This is a genomic window from Christensenella sp. KGMB01412, assembly GCF_055522415.1.
Window position 1 is genome coordinate 155157 of record NZ_JBVFVW010000004.1, and the last position, 19882, is coordinate 175038.

General features: G+C 47.2%; 22 protein-coding genes. 12 read left to right on the plus strand and 10 right to left on the minus strand.

Annotated elements, in window-relative coordinates; genetic code table 11:
• Positions 1–273 precede the first annotated feature (273 nt).
• Together ACS5WU_RS08305 and ACS5WU_RS08310 are read left to right on the plus strand one after the other, a co-directional pair.
• Positions 274–1437 carry a uroporphyrinogen decarboxylase family protein gene (locus ACS5WU_RS08305; RefSeq protein WP_465089090.1) on the plus strand — a complete coding sequence of 388 codons (1164 nt, stop codon included), beginning with the start codon at positions 274–276 and terminating at the stop codon, positions 1435–1437.
• Positions 1438–1773: 336 nt separating this feature from the next.
• Positions 1774–2544, plus strand: a complete 771-nt coding sequence (locus tag ACS5WU_RS08310) for a DeoR/GlpR family DNA-binding transcription regulator (protein WP_052740438.1) — start codon at positions 1774–1776, stop codon at positions 2542–2544.
• A 91-nt stretch (positions 2545–2635) separates the two neighbouring features.
• Here the strand turns inward: ACS5WU_RS08310 and ACS5WU_RS08315 are convergent, their stop codons facing one another.
• From ACS5WU_RS08315 to ACS5WU_RS08325, 3 genes are all read right to left on the minus strand, one after another.
• Positions 2636–2791 carry a hypothetical protein gene (locus ACS5WU_RS08315; RefSeq protein WP_156415109.1) on the minus strand — a complete coding sequence of 52 codons (156 nt, stop codon included), beginning with the start codon at positions 2789–2791 and terminating at the stop codon, positions 2636–2638.
• 49 nt (positions 2792–2840) lie between these two features.
• Positions 2841–3458 carry a hypothetical protein gene (locus tag ACS5WU_RS08320; protein ID WP_302761398.1) on the minus strand — a complete coding sequence of 206 codons (618 nt, stop codon included), beginning with the start codon at positions 3456–3458 and terminating at the stop codon, positions 2841–2843.
• A gap of 104 nt (positions 3459–3562) precedes the next feature.
• Positions 3563–3829 (minus strand): hypothetical protein, encoded by a 267-nt coding sequence (locus tag ACS5WU_RS08325; RefSeq protein WP_302761400.1) that lies wholly within the window; start codon positions 3827–3829, stop codon positions 3563–3565.
• 364 nt (positions 3830–4193) lie between these two features.
• On the opposite strand from ACS5WU_RS08325, the gene ACS5WU_RS08330 reads away from it, so the two are divergent.
• The 4 genes from ACS5WU_RS08330 to ACS5WU_RS08345 all read left to right on the plus strand — a co-directional run bounded on the left by ACS5WU_RS08330 (position 4194) and on the right by ACS5WU_RS08345 (position 8290).
• Positions 4194–4742 carry a DUF308 domain-containing protein gene (locus ACS5WU_RS08330; RefSeq protein ID WP_046443319.1) on the plus strand — a complete coding sequence of 183 codons (549 nt, stop codon included), beginning with the start codon at positions 4194–4196 and terminating at the stop codon, positions 4740–4742.
• Positions 4743–4842: 100 nt separating this feature from the next.
• The gene (locus ACS5WU_RS08335; protein WP_302761404.1) at positions 4843–5466 is read left to right on the plus strand and encodes an SOS response-associated peptidase family protein; all 624 of its coding nucleotides are present in this window, start codon (positions 4843–4845) and stop codon (positions 5464–5466) included.
• A 280-nt stretch (positions 5467–5746) separates the two neighbouring features.
• Positions 5747–7789: a hydantoinase/oxoprolinase family protein gene (locus ACS5WU_RS08340; RefSeq protein WP_465089091.1), complete on the plus strand. Its 2043-nt coding sequence runs from the start codon at positions 5747–5749 to the stop codon at positions 7787–7789.
• Between the two features lie 36 nt (positions 7790–7825).
• Entirely contained in the window at positions 7826–8290 is a 465-nt protein-coding gene (locus tag ACS5WU_RS08345) for a VOC family protein (RefSeq protein ID WP_046443321.1), read from the plus strand.
• 24 nt (positions 8291–8314) lie between these two features.
• On the opposite strand, the gene ACS5WU_RS08350 is transcribed toward ACS5WU_RS08345, so the two are convergent.
• Positions 8315–8605, minus strand: coding sequence for a hypothetical protein (locus tag ACS5WU_RS08350; protein WP_046443322.1), 291 nt, complete (start codon positions 8603–8605; stop codon positions 8315–8317).
• 124 nt (positions 8606–8729) lie between these two features.
• On the opposite strand from ACS5WU_RS08350, the gene ACS5WU_RS08355 reads away from it, so the two are divergent.
• Positions 8730–8969: a helix-turn-helix domain-containing protein gene (locus tag ACS5WU_RS08355; protein ID WP_046443323.1), complete on the plus strand. Its 240-nt coding sequence runs from the start codon at positions 8730–8732 to the stop codon at positions 8967–8969.
• A gap of 261 nt (positions 8970–9230) precedes the next feature.
• On the opposite strand, the gene ACS5WU_RS08360 is transcribed toward ACS5WU_RS08355, so the two are convergent.
• Positions 9231–9431, minus strand: a complete 201-nt coding sequence (locus ACS5WU_RS08360; protein WP_046443324.1) for a DUF3006 domain-containing protein — start codon at positions 9429–9431, stop codon at positions 9231–9233.
• A 50-nt stretch (positions 9432–9481) separates the two neighbouring features.
• Positions 9482–10531, minus strand: coding sequence for a DUF2776 family protein (locus tag ACS5WU_RS08365; protein WP_059109266.1), 1050 nt, complete (start codon positions 10529–10531; stop codon positions 9482–9484).
• Between the two features lie 317 nt (positions 10532–10848).
• On the opposite strand from ACS5WU_RS08365, the gene ACS5WU_RS08370 reads away from it, so the two are divergent.
• The 4 genes from ACS5WU_RS08370 to ACS5WU_RS08385 all read left to right on the plus strand — a co-directional run bounded on the left by ACS5WU_RS08370 (position 10849) and on the right by ACS5WU_RS08385 (position 16467).
• Positions 10849–11559 carry an ABC transporter ATP-binding protein gene (locus ACS5WU_RS08370; protein ID WP_059109414.1) on the plus strand — a complete coding sequence of 237 codons (711 nt, stop codon included), beginning with the start codon at positions 10849–10851 and terminating at the stop codon, positions 11557–11559.
• Positions 11552–13147: a putative ABC transporter permease subunit gene (locus tag ACS5WU_RS08375; RefSeq protein ID WP_059109407.1), complete on the plus strand. Its 1596-nt coding sequence runs from the start codon at positions 11552–11554 to the stop codon at positions 13145–13147. Before ACS5WU_RS08370 ends, ACS5WU_RS08375 begins: the two co-directional genes overlap by 8 nt.
• Before the next feature lie 222 nt (positions 13148–13369).
• Entirely contained in the window at positions 13370–14854 is a 1485-nt protein-coding gene (pap, locus tag ACS5WU_RS08380; RefSeq protein WP_302761768.1) for a polyphosphate:AMP phosphotransferase, read from the plus strand.
• A 218-nt stretch (positions 14855–15072) separates the two neighbouring features.
• Positions 15073–16467, plus strand: a complete 1395-nt coding sequence (locus tag ACS5WU_RS08385; RefSeq protein ID WP_302761770.1) for an APC family permease — start codon at positions 15073–15075, stop codon at positions 16465–16467.
• 31 nt (positions 16468–16498) lie between these two features.
• On the opposite strand, the gene murJ is transcribed toward ACS5WU_RS08385, so the two are convergent.
• The 4 genes from murJ to ACS5WU_RS08405 form a co-directional block, all read right to left on the minus strand.
• Positions 16499–18037 (minus strand): murein biosynthesis integral membrane protein MurJ, encoded by a 1539-nt coding sequence (gene murJ / locus ACS5WU_RS08390; protein ID WP_302761772.1) that lies wholly within the window; start codon positions 18035–18037, stop codon positions 16499–16501.
• Between the two features lie 143 nt (positions 18038–18180).
• Entirely contained in the window at positions 18181–18546 is a 366-nt protein-coding gene (locus tag ACS5WU_RS08395) for a VOC family protein (protein ID WP_059109411.1), read from the minus strand.
• Positions 18543–19064 carry a large conductance mechanosensitive channel protein MscL gene (gene mscL / locus ACS5WU_RS08400; protein ID WP_046443332.1) on the minus strand — a complete coding sequence of 174 codons (522 nt, stop codon included), beginning with the start codon at positions 19062–19064 and terminating at the stop codon, positions 18543–18545. Before mscL ends, ACS5WU_RS08395 begins: the two co-directional genes overlap by 4 nt.
• Positions 19065–19113: 49 nt before the next feature.
• A complete protein-coding gene (locus ACS5WU_RS08405) occupies positions 19114–19422 on the minus strand; it encodes an MGMT family protein (protein ID WP_046443333.1) in 309 nt (102 codons plus the stop codon).
• Positions 19423–19534: 112 nt separating this feature from the next.
• Here ACS5WU_RS08405 and ACS5WU_RS08410 point away from each other — a divergent pair, with 112 nt between their 5' ends.
• Positions 19535–19798, plus strand: a complete 264-nt coding sequence (locus ACS5WU_RS08410) for a glutaredoxin family protein (RefSeq protein ID WP_046443334.1) — start codon at positions 19535–19537, stop codon at positions 19796–19798.
• Positions 19799–19882 lie beyond the last annotated feature (84 nt).

The following is a 19882-nucleotide window of genomic DNA, read 5'->3' on the forward strand; positions in this document are numbered from 1 at the left end:
GATTTGTTATTTTGTGTTTGTAATTGTTATATTATGTTATACATTGAATTTTGTCAATACCGTTTTTTGATGAATTTTTATAATTTGATTTGATCTATACTTTTTTAAATTTATTTCATGTCATGCAATTTGTTTTAATAACGATGTTTATTGCCTATTTATGCCATTGACTTTTTTCTGCTCTCCATTTATACTCAGATACAAATAGCAACATTTTATAACACATTATGTAACATTTATTCCATTATCCAAACAAAAAGGAGTGTTTGACCTATGACTATGAGCGCAAAGCAAAGATTTTTAACTGCCCTGGAACGTAAAAAACCGGACAGACTGCCTGTCGCCAACCACTTTGTCATGCCGTCCTTCCTGAAAAACCATATGGATGGCATAAGCGTAAACGAATTTTTTGACGTAACGGGAGTAGATCCTATCCTATGGACCATCTCGCATAAGGGAGACGGCACAAAAGGAGAATATTTCGATCCATTGCAAAAGGAGGTCGGTTTTCTGGAATCGCGCAGGATTTCCTCAGATAACTGGCGTATTATCCCGGAAGAAATCCCCGGGCAAAACTACCCCACCACAAAATACAACTTTGTCACACCGGAAAAAACACTCACTATGATACTGCAAAGCAACGAACACACAAGCTGGGTGGTGGAACATCTCGTTAAGGAAAAAAGCGATATCGATATCATCGCGAAGTATGCGACAAAGCCGGTGTGCGATGTGCAGGATATCAACGCGCAGGCCGCGGAGTTCGCAGAGCGCGGACTTGTGCGCGGCTGGATTTGCTGTTTTGATATCTTTGGCCAACCGGGTACATGGCAGGATGCGTGTTGCCTGCACGGTGTGGAAAACATGATTATGGCAGCTTATGATGATCCTGAATGGATACACGCCTTCCTTCAAATCCTCTTTGAACGCAAGGCCCATTACATTCGTTCACTCGAAGGCGCAAACTACGACATCCACGAGCTTGGCGGCGGGGACGCCTCGAGCACAGTCATCAATCCAATGATATTCGATAACTTTGTTGCCCCCTACGACAGCAGGTTGATCTCGTTGCTGCATGAGATGGGGCAGCGCGTCTCTTACCACACCTGTGGCGGCATGATGCCGTTTTTGGAACGAATTGCAGATATGGGCCCGGATGCTATGGAAACCTTTACGCCGCCGGCTATAGGCGGGGATGCGGATCTTGCCGAGGCCAAACGCCGCATCGGCGACAGGGTTTGCATGATCGGCGGCTTCGACCAGTTCCATTATCTCACCGGGTGCACGTCTCAGGAAACGCGCGAAGCGGTACGCGAATGCTTTCGTGCGGCTGGGGAAGGCGGAGGGTATATTCTGTGCACCTCAGACAACTATTTTGACGCCGATCCGCAATTAATTACAGCTTTTGCTGATGAAGCCAAAAAATGTGTCTATTGAAAGAAAGCAAAAGCCGCATTGAAAAAGATTTTCACGATCCGTTTGATTCTGCCTGCGGTTCCTGTTTCAGGCGGTCAGGTAAATTGAACTATTTTTGATCTGCCAATCATTGATCATTTCGTTTCGTTTTTGATGCCAGAATGCTGTATTGGGAAAAGCATACATCTTGTGTTCATATCTGTTTTCCTTTAAACAGAGAAATATTTTTATATTACATCCATTTTTAAACCGAAAATATTCGAACATATTTTTTCCTTTTCGCACACCTGTACTATTGCTTTTTTAAGCCTGATTTGATACGATAATAAAAATACAAAAGAAACGAAGGTCCTTTCCATGCTGGCTGCAGAACGAAAGCTTCTTATTTTGGAGCTTGTCAACAGGCGTAAATTTGTAAAGGTTGTAGATTTGAGCCGGGAGCTCAAAATCACAGAGGTTACGGTTCGCCGCGATCTTGAAGAACTTGACGAACAAAAAAAGGTGCGGCGCGTACACGGTGGCGCGATTGCCATATCTCCCGTCTCCAAGGTGGACGACCGCACAGAGCTTCTGGTGCGTAATATGGATGAGAAAAGGAAAATCGCACAAAAGGCGTACGAATTTATCGACGATAACGACGCGTTGCTGATGGATTGTTCCACTACGGTTTTAGAGCTTGCGAAGCTGATGGCGCAGGGTGATTTGAAACACGTGTCCGTCATCACAAATTCCTTTGATATCGTTTCCATTCTGGGCGTTAACCCGAAGATTGACGTTTTCCATACGGGCGGCCTTTTGGTTCCGGCTTCTAATTCTTCAGTGGGTACAATCACCGCCGATACGCTCAGCCGGCTGCGTGCGGATAAATGCTTTTTGGGCGCAAACGGTATCAGTTCGCAGTACGGCTACTCCTGCCCCTCTTTTGACGAAGCGGCGGTTAAGGTTGCCATGCTGCATTCCGCAAAGCTGCGGTTCATCCTTGCCGACCGTACCAAATTCGGCGAGACCTATTTGGGAAAATTTGCAGATTTTACGGACTATATCGATTTTTTGATCACAGACGAGGTCCCAGAGGAGCTTGACGGCGAACCATTTCCGGAAGGCGTGAACGTAGTTTGCGCCACATAATTCGATTTTGACAATATCGCAATAAAAAAATCACAAACTCCCTTCGGGGATTGTTTGTGATTTTTTACTCTGTCCGCTGGCTTTTGCACGCCTACTTATTCTTTACCTTGTGTTCTACCTTGGTTGTGCCGGTCGGGCTTTTCTTTGCCGTTGTTTTTTCAACGTGCTTGCTGCCGTCTGCGTATTTTTTGACCTCTTTGTCTACCGTTTTATGCGGCGTTGATTTTGTTGTTTTCTTTGTTTCCATTTTTGTTTCCTCCAGATTTTTTCAATATCCTATGTTTGTTCTTTGCCTGTCAGGATTTTTTACTGACTGTTTTCTTTGTCTCCTTATGGCTGTTTGAACCGGAGCCGCTTTTGGTCGTTTCCTTTTTCACTGTCTTTTGATTTCCGGATGCAGAGCTTTTTGTGGTTTTCTGGCTGCTCTGGCTTTTCGCAGTGCTGCCGGACGAACCTGCGCTCTTAGAGCTGCCTGCAGAGCTACTTTTGCTCTTCGAACCGCTGCTCGCGGAGCTGCTTGAGGACGAACCGGTTTTGCCGGACGAATTACTGCTTTCAGATTTCTGGTCTTTATTGTCGCTGTCCGAGCTTCCTGTGCCGTTCATTTCATTGAGCTGCGCTTCAACTTCCTCGAGACGCTTCTCGTTTTCGGCAATTTTATTTGCGATACTGTCCATTTCGTCTGTGTATTCCCTTTTTTCACGGACAAGCTGTCCGAGCTTCTGGTAATACATATCGTTTTCGCCTTTGATTTGCGCCTTTTGCGTATTGAGCCTTGTGTTATCCATCACTTCCTTTGATTTGCTTGCGATGGTTTCCCCAAAGGACATAATGCCTTCCTTTGCCTGGTTCAAAACGTCGCCGAGCACCTCGCCCACGCCTTTTCCCGTTGATTTTTGTTGTGTTTGTGCCATTTTTAACATCTCCATTTCTGTTTGGTAGCGCCTGTAATACCCGCCTATCAGCGTTTCTTACAAAATGCAATCCGCATCCGTGCGCAACCGTTTTTATTTTTCAGTTACCTGATATTTTGCCGGATATCTTTAGCGGTATCCTTTTCCTGTGCTTTTTGCTCGATGCGCGTGTCGTTTTGGATTTTTGCGCTTTCAAGCTGGGTTTTTTTCATTTCAACGTCTCTTTGATTTTCAAGCTTTGTCAGCTTTTTCTCTGTTTTGAGCTCTTCCACCTTTAATTTTGCGTTGATTTTTTCCAGCTTTTCATCCGCTCTTTTCTTTTCTTCCGTAAGGTCTTCCTGCAATTTTGCGATTTTCTCTTCTCTGGACATTTTATTACACTTCCTTTCATTTTTCGCACCGTCATGCGGTGCAATGTTATCGTGACAATAATTTAACCCCCCGCATTTTGGATAAACAGATTTGAGAAACATTTTTACATTAAAATCTTTTCGGATCATTTTGTTTTCTGATTTTGGCACTCCCTTGGATCAGACTTTCTACAAATTATATAAAGGCCTTACTATAAGGCCGGTATTTCCCTACAAAAAGCATATTTGCGGTGAACATTAAAATTTTGACAGTCTCGCATTATTTTGTTTAAGTGATTTTTGCGCGTGTATTTATGTTACACAAATTCACAAACAAAGTGTGTGGAGAAAGATTATTGATTTCATTGAAAAGGAGTGTTTTAAAATGACTGGAATGACACAAAAAAGTGAAGGGTCAAAATCGAATAACTTATTTAATTTGATTTTGTTTATCATACTCTTCGTAATCGGCATTGCGCTGCTTGCAAACCCCGTAGGTGGAATGCAGGCAATCGTAATTATTTTGGGCATCGCCCTTATCGCCTATGGCGCTATCAACATTATCATGGACTATTCGCGCCACATCAAAACGGGCAGCGCATATGTATTGCCTGTAGTCCTGCTGATCCTCGGAATCCTGCTGATATTGTTCAACGGGCCGACGGCGGGTGTAATTCTTCCCCTGATCGTAGGTATCTGGGCCATCATCCAAGGTGCAATCAGCCTTTCAAATGCGTTTAAGGCAAAGAATTCCGGCAATGGCTGGCTTGCCAAAATGATTCTCGCGGCGATTATTCTCGCACTTGGTATTATTATCATTGTCAGTATGATCGCAGGCGGAAACGCGATTGGCGCGATCTTCGGAATCCTTTTGATTATCTTCTCGATCGTAGGGCTTGTGCAGTGGATCGCAGAACGTTTTTCATCAAATTGATACTTCCAAGGCACAAATGTGTAACAGTTAACCGAGAGGGCTGTGATAACCAATTCACAGCCTTTTCAATTCACTCGGTTTTGAAAGGAGGGCAGGCTTTATGTGTGAACAATTCAGCCAAAACGGCGCAACACCTGAAATTCGTTCGATCCTGAGCGAAGCCAACAGTAAATACAACGGTTTTCAAATGGATGCGGGCGATAAAAACCCCAACGATATCTCGCCGGTCTTAACGATTAGCAGCAACAATAATATAGAAGCAAAGCCAATGGCCTGGGGTATCCCTGAGATTGAAAACAGAAAATATATATATCAGGTGGAGAGCGATATGGCTCTTCATGAACGCTCCCTCAGGAGATGCCTGCTGCGCTACCCGGTTGCGGTTCCTGTTACCGGATTTTACGAATGGAAAAAGGAGCCCCTGCGGAAAAAGTGGCATAAAACCTATTTCCACGATTCTGCCGACGCTATTTTTTACCTTGCCGGATTTTGCAGGCATTCTGAGGAAAACGGCGAGCCGGTTGACCGTTATACACTGTTGCGCTCAAGACCAAACAAATATCTGATGCTGTACCACATCCGTATGCCCCTTCTCCTCAAAAAGGAAGAGGTAAGGGACTGGCTGAATGGAACTAATATTTCCTATTATTTGAATCGGCAGCCCTTCCGGCTAAAGGCCGAGCCAGTCGGTACTTCAAGGCGGATCCGCATACCAAAAACGTAAAAATGTTTTTGGCATGGCTTATATAATATGAAAACGGCACAGGAAAATCCTACGCCGTTTTTTTCGTTATTGTTTATCGCAATTTGAAGGATTGGTTTTTGGACAGCGCAGCGGGTTATTGCGCGGGCCGGCTTCCTTTTTTATCCGCAGCTGCAAAATTCGACAGGGGTATCCAATCCGCCTTTGGCAAACCCGTTTGGGAAACCCTCCATAATTTTACAAGACAAAATCGGTTTTTGAATTTATACTATATTATATATCCTTATCCCCGGAGGGAAACATGAAACTCGGCATCGGCATCGATACGGGCGGTACCTACACGGACGCTGTCATTTATAATTTTGCAAGCCAGGAAATACTGGCCTGCGCGAAAGCGCTTACCACCAGGGAAGACTTATCTGTTGGTATTGGCGGCGCTCTTGACGGGCTTCCCAAAGAATACCTGCAAAAAGCGGAGCTTGTCTCCCTTTCCACAACGCTTGCCACAAACGCCTGTGTGGAAAATAAGGGAGGCCGTGCCAGATTGCTGCTTATGGGAATCGAAAAAAAAGTCATTGACTGGGTAGGCGCAGATTACGGCCTTTCAGACAATGGAGAGCTTTTCTTTTACGATATCAAAAAGGATGGGAGCGGCAACGTAATCGAGCCTGATTTTGACGCGCTCCTGAATGATACGGCAAAGTGGCTGCAAGACGCGGACAGCCTTGGCATTGTCGAGCTATACGCCATGAAAAACGGCGCAGTTTACGAAAAGAACGCAAAGCAGGCGTTTTCCCGGCGTTACGATTTTCCACTCATATGCGGCCACGAGCTTTTTTCAGAGCTTAATTCCGTACAGCGCGGAGCAAGTACGCTTCTTAACGCAAAATTGCTTCCCGTTATCCGCGAATTTCTTGCCGCCGTCAAGGCCTCCCTCAAGGAGCGCGGCGTAGACGCGCCCCTTGTGATCGTCAGAAGCGACAGCAGCCTGATGTCTGAGGAATTTTCTATGCTCCGGCCCGTTGAGACCATTTTATGCGGCCCTGCCGCAAGCGTGCTCGGCGGTCTTAAGCTGACTGGCGAAAAGGACAGCGTCATAATCGATATGGGCGGTACCACAACGGATATTTCCCTTGTAAAAAACGGCGAACCCGTCAAAGTGAAGGATGGCGTCAGCATTGGCAAATGGAAAACTTTTGTCAAAGGGATATTTATCGATACCTTCGGCCTCGGGGGAGACAGCGCGATTCGCCTTGTGGACGGGCGGCTGGCCCTCGATACGCGAAGGGTAACGCCCATATGCGTCGCCGCGCAGGCCTGGCCTTCCATAACGCAGGAGCTTAGGTGCCTGATCGCATCCGGCAACAGGCACCTTTCCTTTCCGTTGCATGAATTTTTTTACCTGATAAAAGCCATGCCCGACCGCGGCAATTATTCCGAACGGGAAATTGTACTTTGCGATGTTTTAAAGGACGGCCCCCTTCCGATTGACAAAGCCGCCGAAGCAATCGGCCTCGACCTGTATACGCTCGACACGCAGCGGCTGGAAAAGGAAGGCGTCCTGATGCGGTGCGGCCTGACGCCCACGGATATCATGCACATCAAGGGCGATTTTAACCGCTATGATACGGCAGCCCCGGCGCTTGCCGCAACATTCCTGATGCGTTCGCTCGGCCTGACGGACGATCAGGAAAGCGATACGAAGGACGCGCTTATGGATTTTTGCGAATCTGTATACGACATGGTCAAAAAGAAAATGTATTGCAATATCGTGCGTATTTTGCTGCAGGATGAGTACGAATCCCTGCGCGCGGACGGAATCGGCCCCCAGCTTGAAGACCTGATTTCCCAAAGCTGGGAAGCCTCCAAATCACCGCGTGGTTTTACAAGCGCCGACTTTTCTACCAAAGCCGTTTTGGTTGGCATTGGCGCGCCCACGCATATCTTCCTGCCGGACGTAGCAAAGGCGCTCCACACCGTTTGCCGGATTCCGGAATATGCGGGAGTGGCAAACGCAGTCGGCGCGATTGTAGGCAATGTGAACGCAACCGCGGTCATCGAGATCGCCCCCTCCTACGGGCCGGGCGGGATTACCGGCTATACGGTTTTTGGCAGGGATAAAAGCATTGCCGTAAAAGAGCTTGACGAAGCGGTCTGCATTGCACGGGCCGAAGCGCAAAGCGCGGCTGCCAGTGAAGCCCGCAGGCGCGGCGTGCAGGGTAATATTGACGTCAAAACAGAAGTTTTCAGTAATGTTGGCGTAATAAAAGGAAACGTGGAGATCGACCTTGGCACCAAAGTAATCGCTACCGCTGCCGGCGATATCGCCGCGCAGCAGGAGTAAATATCTATTATCAATCAAAAAAGAGAGGTACTTGGAATGAAATATGTTGCCCCGTTGCTCGTCATTGACGACATGGAACGCTCCAAACAATTTTACAGCGAGGTGCTCGGCCTGTGCGTCATCTGTGATTTTGGCGCGAACGTCACCCTAACAGGCGGAATGTCTTTGCAGACAAGGGAATCGTGGAAAGATTTTATCCACAAACCGGACGGGCAGATCGTATATCATGGAAACGATGCTGAGTTGTATTTTGAGGAAGCAGATTTTGACGGTTTCGTGGAAAAGCTGCATTCCCTTCCCATCGAATATGTGCACGATGTCCAAGAGCACCCGTGGGGACAGCGCGGCGTGCGTTTTTACGATCCCGACTACCACATCATTGAAGTAGGCGAACCAATGGAAAATGTTTGCGCACGCTTTCAAAACCAGGGGCTTTCCCCGGAAGAAATCGCCGTGCGGATGGATATCCCCCTCGAAATGGTCAAAGAATTGCTGGCATAAAAAAAGAAGCGGAATATGCGGCGCCTACATAAGATAATATGAGTATTTGAAACGGTATAGCGGTTTTCCGCTATGCCGTTTCTTCGTTTTTGGCGAGTGTGGTCGATGGCAATATCCCGTATATGTCCCCTCACTACTAACACAATCCGAAGCATCCAAAAAGGAACCTTTTCCAGAAATTTTATAGCGATCTATTTCAATATCTATCATCAACTCATCAGCCGTCAATTCTTCGTTGTATTGTATGAAATATACCAGCTGCTCCACGCCCTCTATATTTTGCTCTAAACTTTCCAATACTTTTTTATTTGACATTAGTATGTATCTCCTCGTAACTAATTTATAATTGCAATGTATTAATTGCAATTATAAATCTTTTTTCTGATATTGTAAAGAAAAGAATGCAATGTATTTATAGCAACAATCGGGAGGTATAATCATGTCACAAAAACTTAGACAAGATATTTCAATAGGTTCAACAATCCAAAGACTTCGTAACGCATCAGGACTTACACAAGAGCAGGTCGTCGCTCAACTGGAAATTATGGGTTGTAGTATGTCAAGAAGCGCTTATTCACAAATTGAATTAGGTACATACAACATACGCATTAGCGAGTTGATAGCGTTACATCAAATTTTTGGTGTTGATTATGCTGATTTCTTTTCTGATTTGCCTTAAAAATAAGTATCAGTCGAATAATCTTTAAGGTGTTTTAAATCATGATAATGTTGAATCCTGTACAAGAAATTGCATATGAAATGATCCAAAGCGTACTTTTTAAGAGGTAAGGTGTTTGTACCTGAATCCCCAAAATGGGGGTTAAAATGTCGATGCAAAAAGGCCAATGGGCAAATTTTGCCCATTGGCCTTTTTGCGTTAATCCTGTTTGGCAGCTATTATTTACTATCTTTTTGGGGAGTTGCCATATCCGCTTCTTTTTTATTTATGAAACAGTTTCTTTACGCGCTTCTGGATTCGCTCTCCCCGCGCGCGCGTCTCTTCCTGATCGATCGTCACCTTGATGACGTCGCCTTCCTGCACACAGTCGGGCAGCGCTTCGCATGGAACAGACACCATTTTTTTATTTTCCAGCTCCACAACGGCATATGCCCCCTCAAACCTGTCGATAATATAGTTCATGAACGCGCCTCCGTTCCCTTTTTTTCTTTATTGTACCACAAGCGGCAAGGTCATGTCTCCAGCTTTGCGGTTCCGCTCTCCAAAATGGACACGATTGCAAACAGGGTAAAGCAAACCGCCCCAAGGCCCACCATGATATGCGCCGGTACAAAAAAATTCGGATTTGCATAGGATGCTTCAAACAAAAACGCTGCAATAAAAAGGCAGCAAAGCGCTGTCATGACAGGAATGAGCGGAATCCGTTTGCCCAGTGGCGCCTTTCTCCTCCATACCGAGGCAAGCAGCAAAACCTTACTCGATACGCTGTAGCATATGAGTCCCAGGCCTACCAGTACAAACCCTGGCGCGACTGCCGCAGCCGAATATGGATTCATCAACAATATGCCCCAGACAAGGCACACCGTTCCCATGCACGCCACAAAAACAGACCATTTCCAGCGTTCTTTCCCTGTGAACAGGTTCTGTATCTGCCGCAACACCGTGCCCACAAGCGCAATCAGGCTCGCGCAGATCAGCCCCAGGCCAATCATAACGTGCCCCGCTACAAAGCCCGGCGTAGTTCCCAGCGACAGCAGGTAAACGCCGCGTATGAGTGCAATCGCCGTGCAGATCACGGGAATGCTGAAATAAACGTAATAAGTCGTTTTGGAATAACCGTCCCTCGCCACCTCACCATCCTTCAGGTTTGCCGAGTTAAGCGGTATTCTGGAAAATTTTCCAGACGATATGGCCACAGTAGCCACGCAGCACGCGATCAGCCCAACGCCAAACACAACGTTGCCTGAAACCACGTCCGCAGATACCGATTCATGGGAAAACAACATAATACCACATACTACAGCCGCAATTCCCGCGGCATAGCCAAGTATGGGCAGTAAAATCCTGTCCGCTTTCGTGTAATGGCTGATAATCTGGCGGATGATGGTCGCTGCCGTTGCGTAAAGCGCGATACATATGGCTGTCAATGAAATGAGTACATTTCCCGCAATGATAAAGCCATCCCCAATCGCCATCTGCCGGACATAAATCCCAAAGGCGAGGCAAATTGCGCCCATCATAAGTGGAATCGCCCTGAAAAACACACTTATCTTTAAATTCATAGTTTTTCTGATCTCCTTCCTTTTTGTACAGCGTATTAACTTATGGCGTCGCATGGCTGCGCCGCCGTATGTTCGCTGCATAGCAGTTTCTAACAAATGCTTGCTGCACGACTATTTGGCAAACTGCAATAATCATAAACACACCTCTTTCCTGTAACATTAAAATGGATTAAAAAGCAATTCTTAATATTTTATAAAAATCATATGAAAATCATTGACAGTCATATGACCACGTATTATAATGAAGATGTTTTCAGGGGGAAGCTTCCTTAAAAAACGGCAATTATGAGTTCTGTTCTGGTTGAAAGGAGCAAAAAGTGTTAACGATTAAGAATTTTACCAAAACCTACAAAGGCGGAAAAAAAGCGGTGGACAACCTTTCGCTTAGCGTTGAAGACGGCGACATCTACGGATTCATCGGTCACAACGGCGCAGGAAAGACAACCACCATCAAAGCTGTAGTCGGCATCATGGATTTTGATGAAGGACAAATCGAAATCGACGGGATGTCCATTCGCGAGCGTCCTGTGGATTGCAAACGAATCACCGCCTATATTCCGGATAACCCGGACCTTTATGAGAACCTGACAGGAATCCAGTATCTTAATTTTATCGGCGACGTCTTTGCGATTCCAAAGGGCGAACGCGAGGAGCTGATTTCACACTACGCCGACCTGTTTGAAATTACACAGAACCTTGGAGACCTGATTTCATCCTATTCGCATGGTATGAAGCAGAAGCTTGCCATCATAGGCGCGCTCATCCACAAACCAAAGCTTATGGTGCTCGACGAACCGTTTGTCGGCCTCGATCCCAAGGCGGCGCATACGGTAAAGCAGCTGATGCACGAGCTGTGCGATAACGGCGGGGCGATCTTTTTCTCCACTCACGTACTGGAGGTTGCCGAGAAGCTTTGCAACAAAATCGCCATCATCAAAAACGGCAAGCTGATGCGCGCGGGAGAAATCGAGGACGTCAAGGGCGACGAAAGTCTGGAAGACGTATTTATGGAGTTAATCGATGAATAATCTTGGTACATTAATCAAAATACATATCAAAACCTCGTTTGGTTTTAACAAAGCAAAATTTTCCACCGACAAAAAGGCTGCGGGCAGGTCAACAGGCATGAGCGTGCTTCTTATCATCTGCTATATACTGATTTTGTTTGCAGTATTTGCAATGGCGCTTGGAATGACCTATAGCCTGCAGGCAATCGGCGCGGAATATATTATGCTTAACATTATGATGATGGCGGCGTCGCTTGTGACGTTGTTCACATCAATCTATAAGGTGAACGGTACGCTGTTTGGTTTTAAGGACTATGATATGCTGATGTCTCTGCCCATTAAAACCAGTACGATCATCAGCAGCCGCATTTTGATCCTTTATGGCATGAACATCCTGTTCGTGCTGATGCTGATGGTACCGGCGGCAATCGCCTATGCAATCGTGGTTTCCCCACCCGCAATTTTTTATCTGCTTTATGTTGTCACGCTGATTGCAATTCCCATGCTGCCGATTATCCTGGCTACAATCATCGGCTCGCTGATTGCAATGGCCGCCTCCCGTTTCAAGCGTAAAAACGGCTTTAACGTCATATTTACGATCATTTTCTTTATGGCGTTTATGGTCGTATGGCTTGGATTCTGGACCAATTCAGACAGTATCCTGATCAATTTCGCAAACCTTGGCGGGACGATTAACGATGTGCTTGTGAAGGTGTATCCTATGACGGCGCTGTATTCGCAGGCTCTGAGTGGTAACGGCCTTTCCCTGCTGCTGTTCCTGCTGATTTCCCTGGGTGCATTCGCCGCCTTTGTTGCGGTGATCGCCAAATCCTTTGGGAAAATCAATACCGCACTCACAACCAACCGCGCTGCGGGTGGTTACAAAATGACAGAGCTGAAGCAGACTACGCCCAAGCGCGCGCTGTACAAGCGGGAAATGAAGCGTTACCTTTCTTCGTCGCAATATGTGCTGAATACGGCGGTAGGGTTACTCCTGCTTACAGTGGTATCTGTAGTGCTCGTGGTTGCGGGTGTGGACGGGCTTGGCGTATACGCGGATATTCCGGGTTTTGCCAGACTGCTTTCCACAGCCGGGCCAATCGCGCTTTCATTCTTTATTGTCATCTCCTGTACCACTTCCTCCTCCGTTTCGCTGGAGGGAAAGACGCTGTGGCTCGTGCGCTCGCTGCCGGTGGACACACGCGACGTGCTCAAGGCAAAGATTAATGTTGCGCTCACGCTGTATTATCCGGCAGTTATTATCAATGCGACACTGTTTAGTATCGCCTTGAAGCCCGATATTACCGGGGTAATCCTGATGTACCTGCTGCCGCTTGCATACGGGTATTTTATCGCGCTGTTCGGCTTATATTGTAACCTGCACAACGTGAACCTTGACTGGACCAACGAGGTATCCGTCATCAAAAACAGCAAAGCCACGCTGGTTGTGATGCTGGTAGGTTTCCTGATCACGATTTTACCCGCAATACTCGCAGTCCTTTTTGGCGGGCTTGTCCTGTTCATCATGCTTGCGCTCATGGTCATCCTGAGCATCCTTATTTACAGGTCCCTGATGACAAAGGGAGTAAAGCTGTTCGAAAGCTATTAATCAAACCTCTACAGCAATAACGGAACACGGCGGAATTACGACTTTCCACGCCGTGTTCTTTGTTTTATTTGATATTTCTGCAAAACCGGATTATGATAGAACTGCCTGAAAGTATTTCAACTTTTGCATTCCCAATGATTCCGCTATAGGCAGTTATCTGCATACGCGCGCAGATCGTTTGGGCAAGCCCTGTCTTAATAAAGAAAGAAACGAGGCCTTATCATGTTAAAGGAACTTGATTTAACCCGGAAGCTGTCAAAGGAAGAATACGCCCCCATTGCAGAAGCATTGGGGCCGCGGCTTACGATGCTGCAACAAAGGATTATACAGGCAAAAATCCCTGTAATCATCCTTTTTGAAGGCCCTTCCGCCGCCGGAAAAGGCGCAACGGTAAATTCCCTGATCCTGCATTTTGACGCGCGTGGCTTTACGGTGTTCAATACGCAGGATCCTGAACCAGGCGACCTGCGCGTGCCGTGGCTTGCACGCTTTGCAAAACAAATGCCCGCCTATGGCCGCATGGCGATTTATGACCGCAGCTGGTATGGCGGATGGTTCCGCCGTTTCGGCAGGAAAACCGGCAAGGAAAAATATACCCGCTATTTTGAGGAAATCAATACGTTTGAGCGCCAGCTCACGGACGACGGTTACCTGATTTTGAAATATTTCCTGTATATCGACAAAAAAGAACAGAAAAAACGCTTTGAAAAATTAAAACGTGTCAAAAGCACATCGTGGCGCGTAAACAAAGCAGATTTTAAAAACCTGAAATTTCATAAGGAGCTCACGGAAATTTCTGACCAAATGCTCGAGGCGACAAATACTTCCTACGCTCCCTGGCGGCCTGTTGCCGCGACGGACAAACGGTATGTTCGTGCCACTGTTTTTTCTTCGATTGCGGACGAGCTGGAATCCGCCTTAAAAATCAGGGAGGAAAAACCGGCACAGGAAACGGACTTTGCTCCGCAGGTCAAACCATGCTTTCATCTTCTGCCACACAAAACCATCGAAGAGCTTGACCTGCCCAAAGCCATTGCGGAAGAAGAATACAAGGAACGGCTCAAAAGTCTGCAGAAAAAACTCTTCAAGCTGCAAAACAAGCTATATCTTGCAAAAATACCCGTTATCATAGCTTACGAGGGAAATGACGCCGCCGGTAAGGGCGGTAACATCAGGCGGGTAGCTTCCGCGCTTGACGCACGCGGTTATTCGGTTACTCCCATTGCCGCTCCCACGCCGGACGAGCTTTCCCATCAGTATTTGTGGCGGTTCTGGAAGGCGTTGCCGCGCACAGGCCATTTTGGTATTTTTGACCGCACATGGTATGGGAGGGTGCTTGTGGAACGCGTAGAGGGTTTCACGCCTGTTTCACGTATCAACCAGGCTTATAATGAAATCAACGAATTTGAATATATGCTGCACCGCTGGGGTGCTGTCATCTTCAAATTCTGGCTGGCAATCGACCAGGACGAACAGCTCCGGCGTTTTGAAGAGCGTGAAAATACCCCTGAAAAGCAGTGGAAGATTACGCAGGAGGACTGGCGCAACCGCGACAAGTGGAATCTTTATACCGCAGCGGTAAACGATATGTTCCGCTATACCAATACGGATTTTGCACCATGGACTGCAATCGAATCCAATGATAAGCACTATGCGCGTATCAAAACGCTTGAAACAATGATTACGGCAATCGAGAAACGGTTATAAATGAAAGCATAAAAGGTGAAACCGGCGGGTTCTGCGGGATTAATCCTTGCAGTACCCGCTTTTTTCCTTTTGATATGGAATATTTTTACGCTGTATGTAACAATCATTCACATTGCGGAAACAGCTTCCCATTCCTCTCTGGCGCATTATCATTTTACAGGGAACGTGTTACCATAAGGTATATTTCATATCCGATTTCATTTGTAAAGGATAACGCTATGGCAAAGAAAAAACTTCGACTGTTTGATGCCATTTTAGCTGCCGTGTGCGTCGTGCTGACGATAGACGCGGTCGCGCCCGCCGCGGCGATTGGAAATTCGCAGTATTTCTGGTGGATTTTGCTGTTGCTCGGTTTTTTTATTCCTTACGGCCTTGTCAACGCGGAGCTTGGAACAGCCTATGAGGACGAGGGCGGACTATGTGACTGGGTAAAACGCGCGTTTGGTATACGCACCGGTTCACGCGCGGCGTTTTATTACTGGATCAATTTTCCAATCTGGATCACATCCACGCTCGTAATGTTTACGCAGGTTTTTACCGCGACGACGGGAATACCAATTCCACCCCTTACCGCGCTTTTTGTGCAGCTTGGCATTGTGTGGCTGGTGGTGCTGCTTTCCAACTTCCACATCAGCGAAAGCAAGTGGCTCGTAAACATCGGCGCGCTTTTGAAGGCTGGCCTTATCCTTGTGCTGGGCGGTCTGGGCGTTTACGCCGCCCTGACACGCGGAGTCGCCAACCCCGCTACCTCGTTTACGGATTTTCTCCCAAACGCAGCGGGCCTTTCCTTTATTTCAATCATTATTTTTAACTTTATTGGCTTTGAGGTGGTTACCACCTATGCGGGCGATATGCAGAACCCCAAAAAGGAGCTGCCCCGCGCCATCATCGGCGGCGGTATCCTCATCACAGCGTTTTACCTCTTTGCATCCTTTGGCATCGGCGTAGCGATCCCAACGGCTGAGCTTTCCAAAGCGAGCGGTTTTATCGACAGCCTGCGCATCCTTGCCGGTTCCCAGGGAGGGCTTCTCGTACTGATCTGTGGGTTGTTGTTCCTGTTTACGCTCGTAACAAATATGCTGACGTGGTCGCTGGGAGTCAACTATGTGACGCAGCACGCCGCACAGTATGGCACGCTGCCCAAATTCCTTGCCTCCAAAAGCAAGAAGGAAGGTATGCCCTTGGGCGCCAACCTGACAAACGGCGTCGTGATCTCCATACTCCTTACGGTAGCCGCCGTTATGGAGCTTTCAGGCAGCGGAACGGATGTGTTCTGGATGTTCTTCGCGCTCAACGTAGATTTGCTGTTGGCGTGTTATCTGTTTTTATTTCCCTCATTCTGGCGTCTGCGAAAAATCGATCCGGACAGGGAACGGCCTTATCGCGTCAAAGGCGGTAAGGTGCGGATTTTCCTTGTTGCAGCCATCCCGTTTTTCCTGCTTTGCATGACGCTATTCTTTACCTTCATAAACGAAACGCCGGAAGGCGGCCAAACGCTCAACGTTCCGCTGGTTGTGGGCGTGGCAAGCGCTGTTGCGGTCGGCGAGATCGTCGCATGGCACAGCGTACAGAAGAAGAGGAAGGCTGAGGCGCTTGCGGCCGAAAAAGGATAACAAAAAAGCAAGAGATGTTCCTGCTTTTTTTTTATGTTTTTTTCCGTCTCAGCCTGTTTTTCGCCCCGCGCATCAGCTTTCCCGCCATTTCAATTTTCAAAAGGTACGCAACGATGGCAAACACTGCGATCCCTGAAAGTCCGCTCGACAGCAGCCGCGCGGCATTATGTCCAAAATCCGTTCCTTCGATCGGCAAAAACTGGTGTAGCAGGATCGTCACTACAGCGCAGGCACCTGCCGCGATCAATATTTTGATAAACTGTACGCTGCTTCGTTTGAGGTGCATATTGCCGATCCGCTTACGCAATACAATGATCATGATGATCGCGCCGGCAAAGCTCGCTATCGAGGTTGCAAGCGTAAGGCCCTTCGCCCCCAAAACATCCTTAAGCAGCATATCCAGCACAATATTGAGCGTCACGGAAAAAATGCCGATAAACATCGGGATTTTGTTGAGCTGCAGCGCATAAAATACGCGCGTAAGGAAATTGCGCATTCCAAAGGCAAAAATTCCCAAAATGTAAAACGCAAAAATCGGCGCGGTAAACAGTGTGTTTTCCAAGGTGAATTTGCCCCGCTGGTAAAACATGCCGATGATGTCCTGGCTGTTTACAAACGCCACCACAATAATAGGCAGCGTAATCAGCGCGACAATTTCCAGAGACTGCCGCACCGTGCTTTTCAGCTTATCGTGCTGCTTTAACGCCGCATATTGGGAAAGCTGTGAAAACATGATGGTCGTAATCGGCACGACAAGGATGCCAAGCACCGATTGCACAAGCGTATAGCTGTTGCCAAGCGCCGTAACAACGCTCGTTCCCATTGCCGTGCCGAAAAACTTATCCGCCATATTATTGATCTCGTCAAACGCCATGCTGATTACCGCCGGGACAGCCAGCAAAAAGGTACGCTTGATCTCCGGGTTCCGCACGTCCATAACGCGCTCATAGCGGTAATTTTTTCGGAGATACGGGATCAGGATCAAAATTTGCAGTGCGGCGGAAATCGCCGTTGCCACCGCCACCGCTTCAATCGAGCCAAACGCCATGCACGCAAAGATCATGCAAAAGCTCAGAGAAAAATTGGTAAGCTGCTCGGGGATGAATATTTTACGCGCGTTGAGCACGTTGGTCAGCACGCCGGAAACCGCCCAAAACACAAGCGCGGGAAACATCATCTGCGTCAGCTTTATGGTGAGGTCGAGGCCCTCTGGGTTTTGCCAGATCAGGCCGCATATGGCAGGCGTAACAAAAAAGCCGATCACGCTTACCACGATTGCGCAAATAATGTACAGGTTCAATATGCTGCTTGCGTAGCGGTTCGCGCTTTGCTCACCTGCGTTTAACCGGTTTTTGGTGTAAATTGGAATAAATGTGGAGCCGATGCCTGTTGAAAACAGGATCATCAGTATGGTAATCAAAGAATATGCAAAGGAATAGGCGTCGTTTTGGATGGTTTGCCCAAAGGTCGCACTGCGTACGATCTCGCGGGCAAACCCAGCGGTTTTGCTCAATATGATAATGAGCGTAAGCATCATTGTTGTTTTAAGCGTTTTGCTCTCTCTTGCCATTGCGCGTCCGCCTGTCGTTCATCATTCGTGTTCAGTTTGCATAGAGTTTATTATAACGCTTTTTTTGCTGAATGCAATTTAATTTTTTGTGAACAAAAACAACGGAAGCATAACGTCATGCTTCCGTTGCCGTATTTTCCCGCTTATTCAGGCAATATTTCCAGCCAGTAGCCATCCGGATCTTCGATAAAATAAATTCCCATCTCTTCATTTACAAAGCAAACGCAGCCCATTTCCTGGTGCTTTTTGAAAGCGCCTTCATAGTCGTCCGTCGTAAACGCAAGATGAAACTCGTTATCTCCAAGGTTGTACGGCCCGTCCCAGTCCCGCAGCCATGTAAGCTCGAGCTGGTGCTCCGCGTTTTCGTTCGCCAGGTACACAATATTGTATTCGTTATGATCGCCTGTCTTACGGCGTACCTCGTATAAATCCAAGGCCTTTGCGTAAAAATCAAGCGATTTTTCAAGATCTCGAACATTAAAATTATTGTGAACCATTTTGAACTTCATTCTGTGCTGCCCTCCGTAAGCTTACGACCAAAGGATTTCTTTTTCTGGACGGTTTCCTCCATCTCTTCCACGCACGGATCCTCCGGCAAAACCGAGGTGCAATGCGGGCAGCGCGTGGCGTCGTCCGCTATCTCCGTCCTGCAGTACGGGCACAGGCGCGCGGGCTTTGCTTCTTCCACCGGTTCCGGTTTTTTCAGATGAATGCTGTTGATGCCCTTGATCACAAGGAAAATCACAAGCGCGATCAACAGGAAGTTGATCACTGCATTGATAAAGGAGCCAATCATGATTGTGGCCCCGCCAGCCCCTGCCGATGTGAGAGGAATCTTCCATTCTGAAAAATCGATGCCTCCTGTTAAAAGCCCGATCACAGGGTTCACGATATCGTTCACCAATGAATTTACGATCGATGTGAACGCCGCGCCGATAATTACACCAACCGCGAGGTCGATCACGCTTCCGCGGGATATGAACTCTTTAAACTCCTGAAAAAAACCTTTTTTCTTTTTTTCCGCCATTCTTTTTCACCCTTTCCAAATCATTTCGTGACAAAATCTATTATACCTGTCATTTGCCGTTCCAGCAATATTTTTTGATATCCACATATCCCTCTTCATCGACCTTCACGCCTTCGGCTTCCAGCAGCTTTCGCTGCGCGTCCGTTCCGCCGAACGCAAATGCCGGCGCAAGCCGTCCTTCCCTGTTCACGATCCGGTGGCAGGGTATTACTCCCGGCATAGGATTTACATGCAGCGCATAGCCAACTGCGCGCGACGCGCGCGGACTGCCCGCCATACGGGCGATCTGCCCATAAGACGCAACGCGCCCCTCCGGTACGCGCCTTACAATTTCATAAACTTTTTGATAGAAGCTCAATCACAATCACTCCAGTTTTTTTCATTATACAATAAATCTTATTGTTTCGCAAAGAAGATTACAGGTTATAATACATACAAGACAAACAGCTACATTGAAAGGATTTGACAAAATGGCAAAACAAGTAAAAATGATGATGCTGGACACCTGCCCGCATTGTAAAAGGGCGCTTGAACTCATAGACGAACTGGAACAGGAGCATCCGGAATATAAGCAGGTTCAAATCGAAAAAATAGAAGAGAACCGCGAAGCCGACAAAACAAAAGGTTACGATTACTGGTATGTTCCCACTTTTTTCGTGGATGGCGTCAAAGTCCACGAGGGCGTGCCTACCAAGGAAAAAATCAACGAAGTATTTGTCCATGCCCTGAAATAGCTTTTTCTCCCCCCATATAAATGGTTTACATAAAGGAACCCGGAGTGCTTGCAGCTCCGGGTTCTTTTATGTGCCTTTTCAACC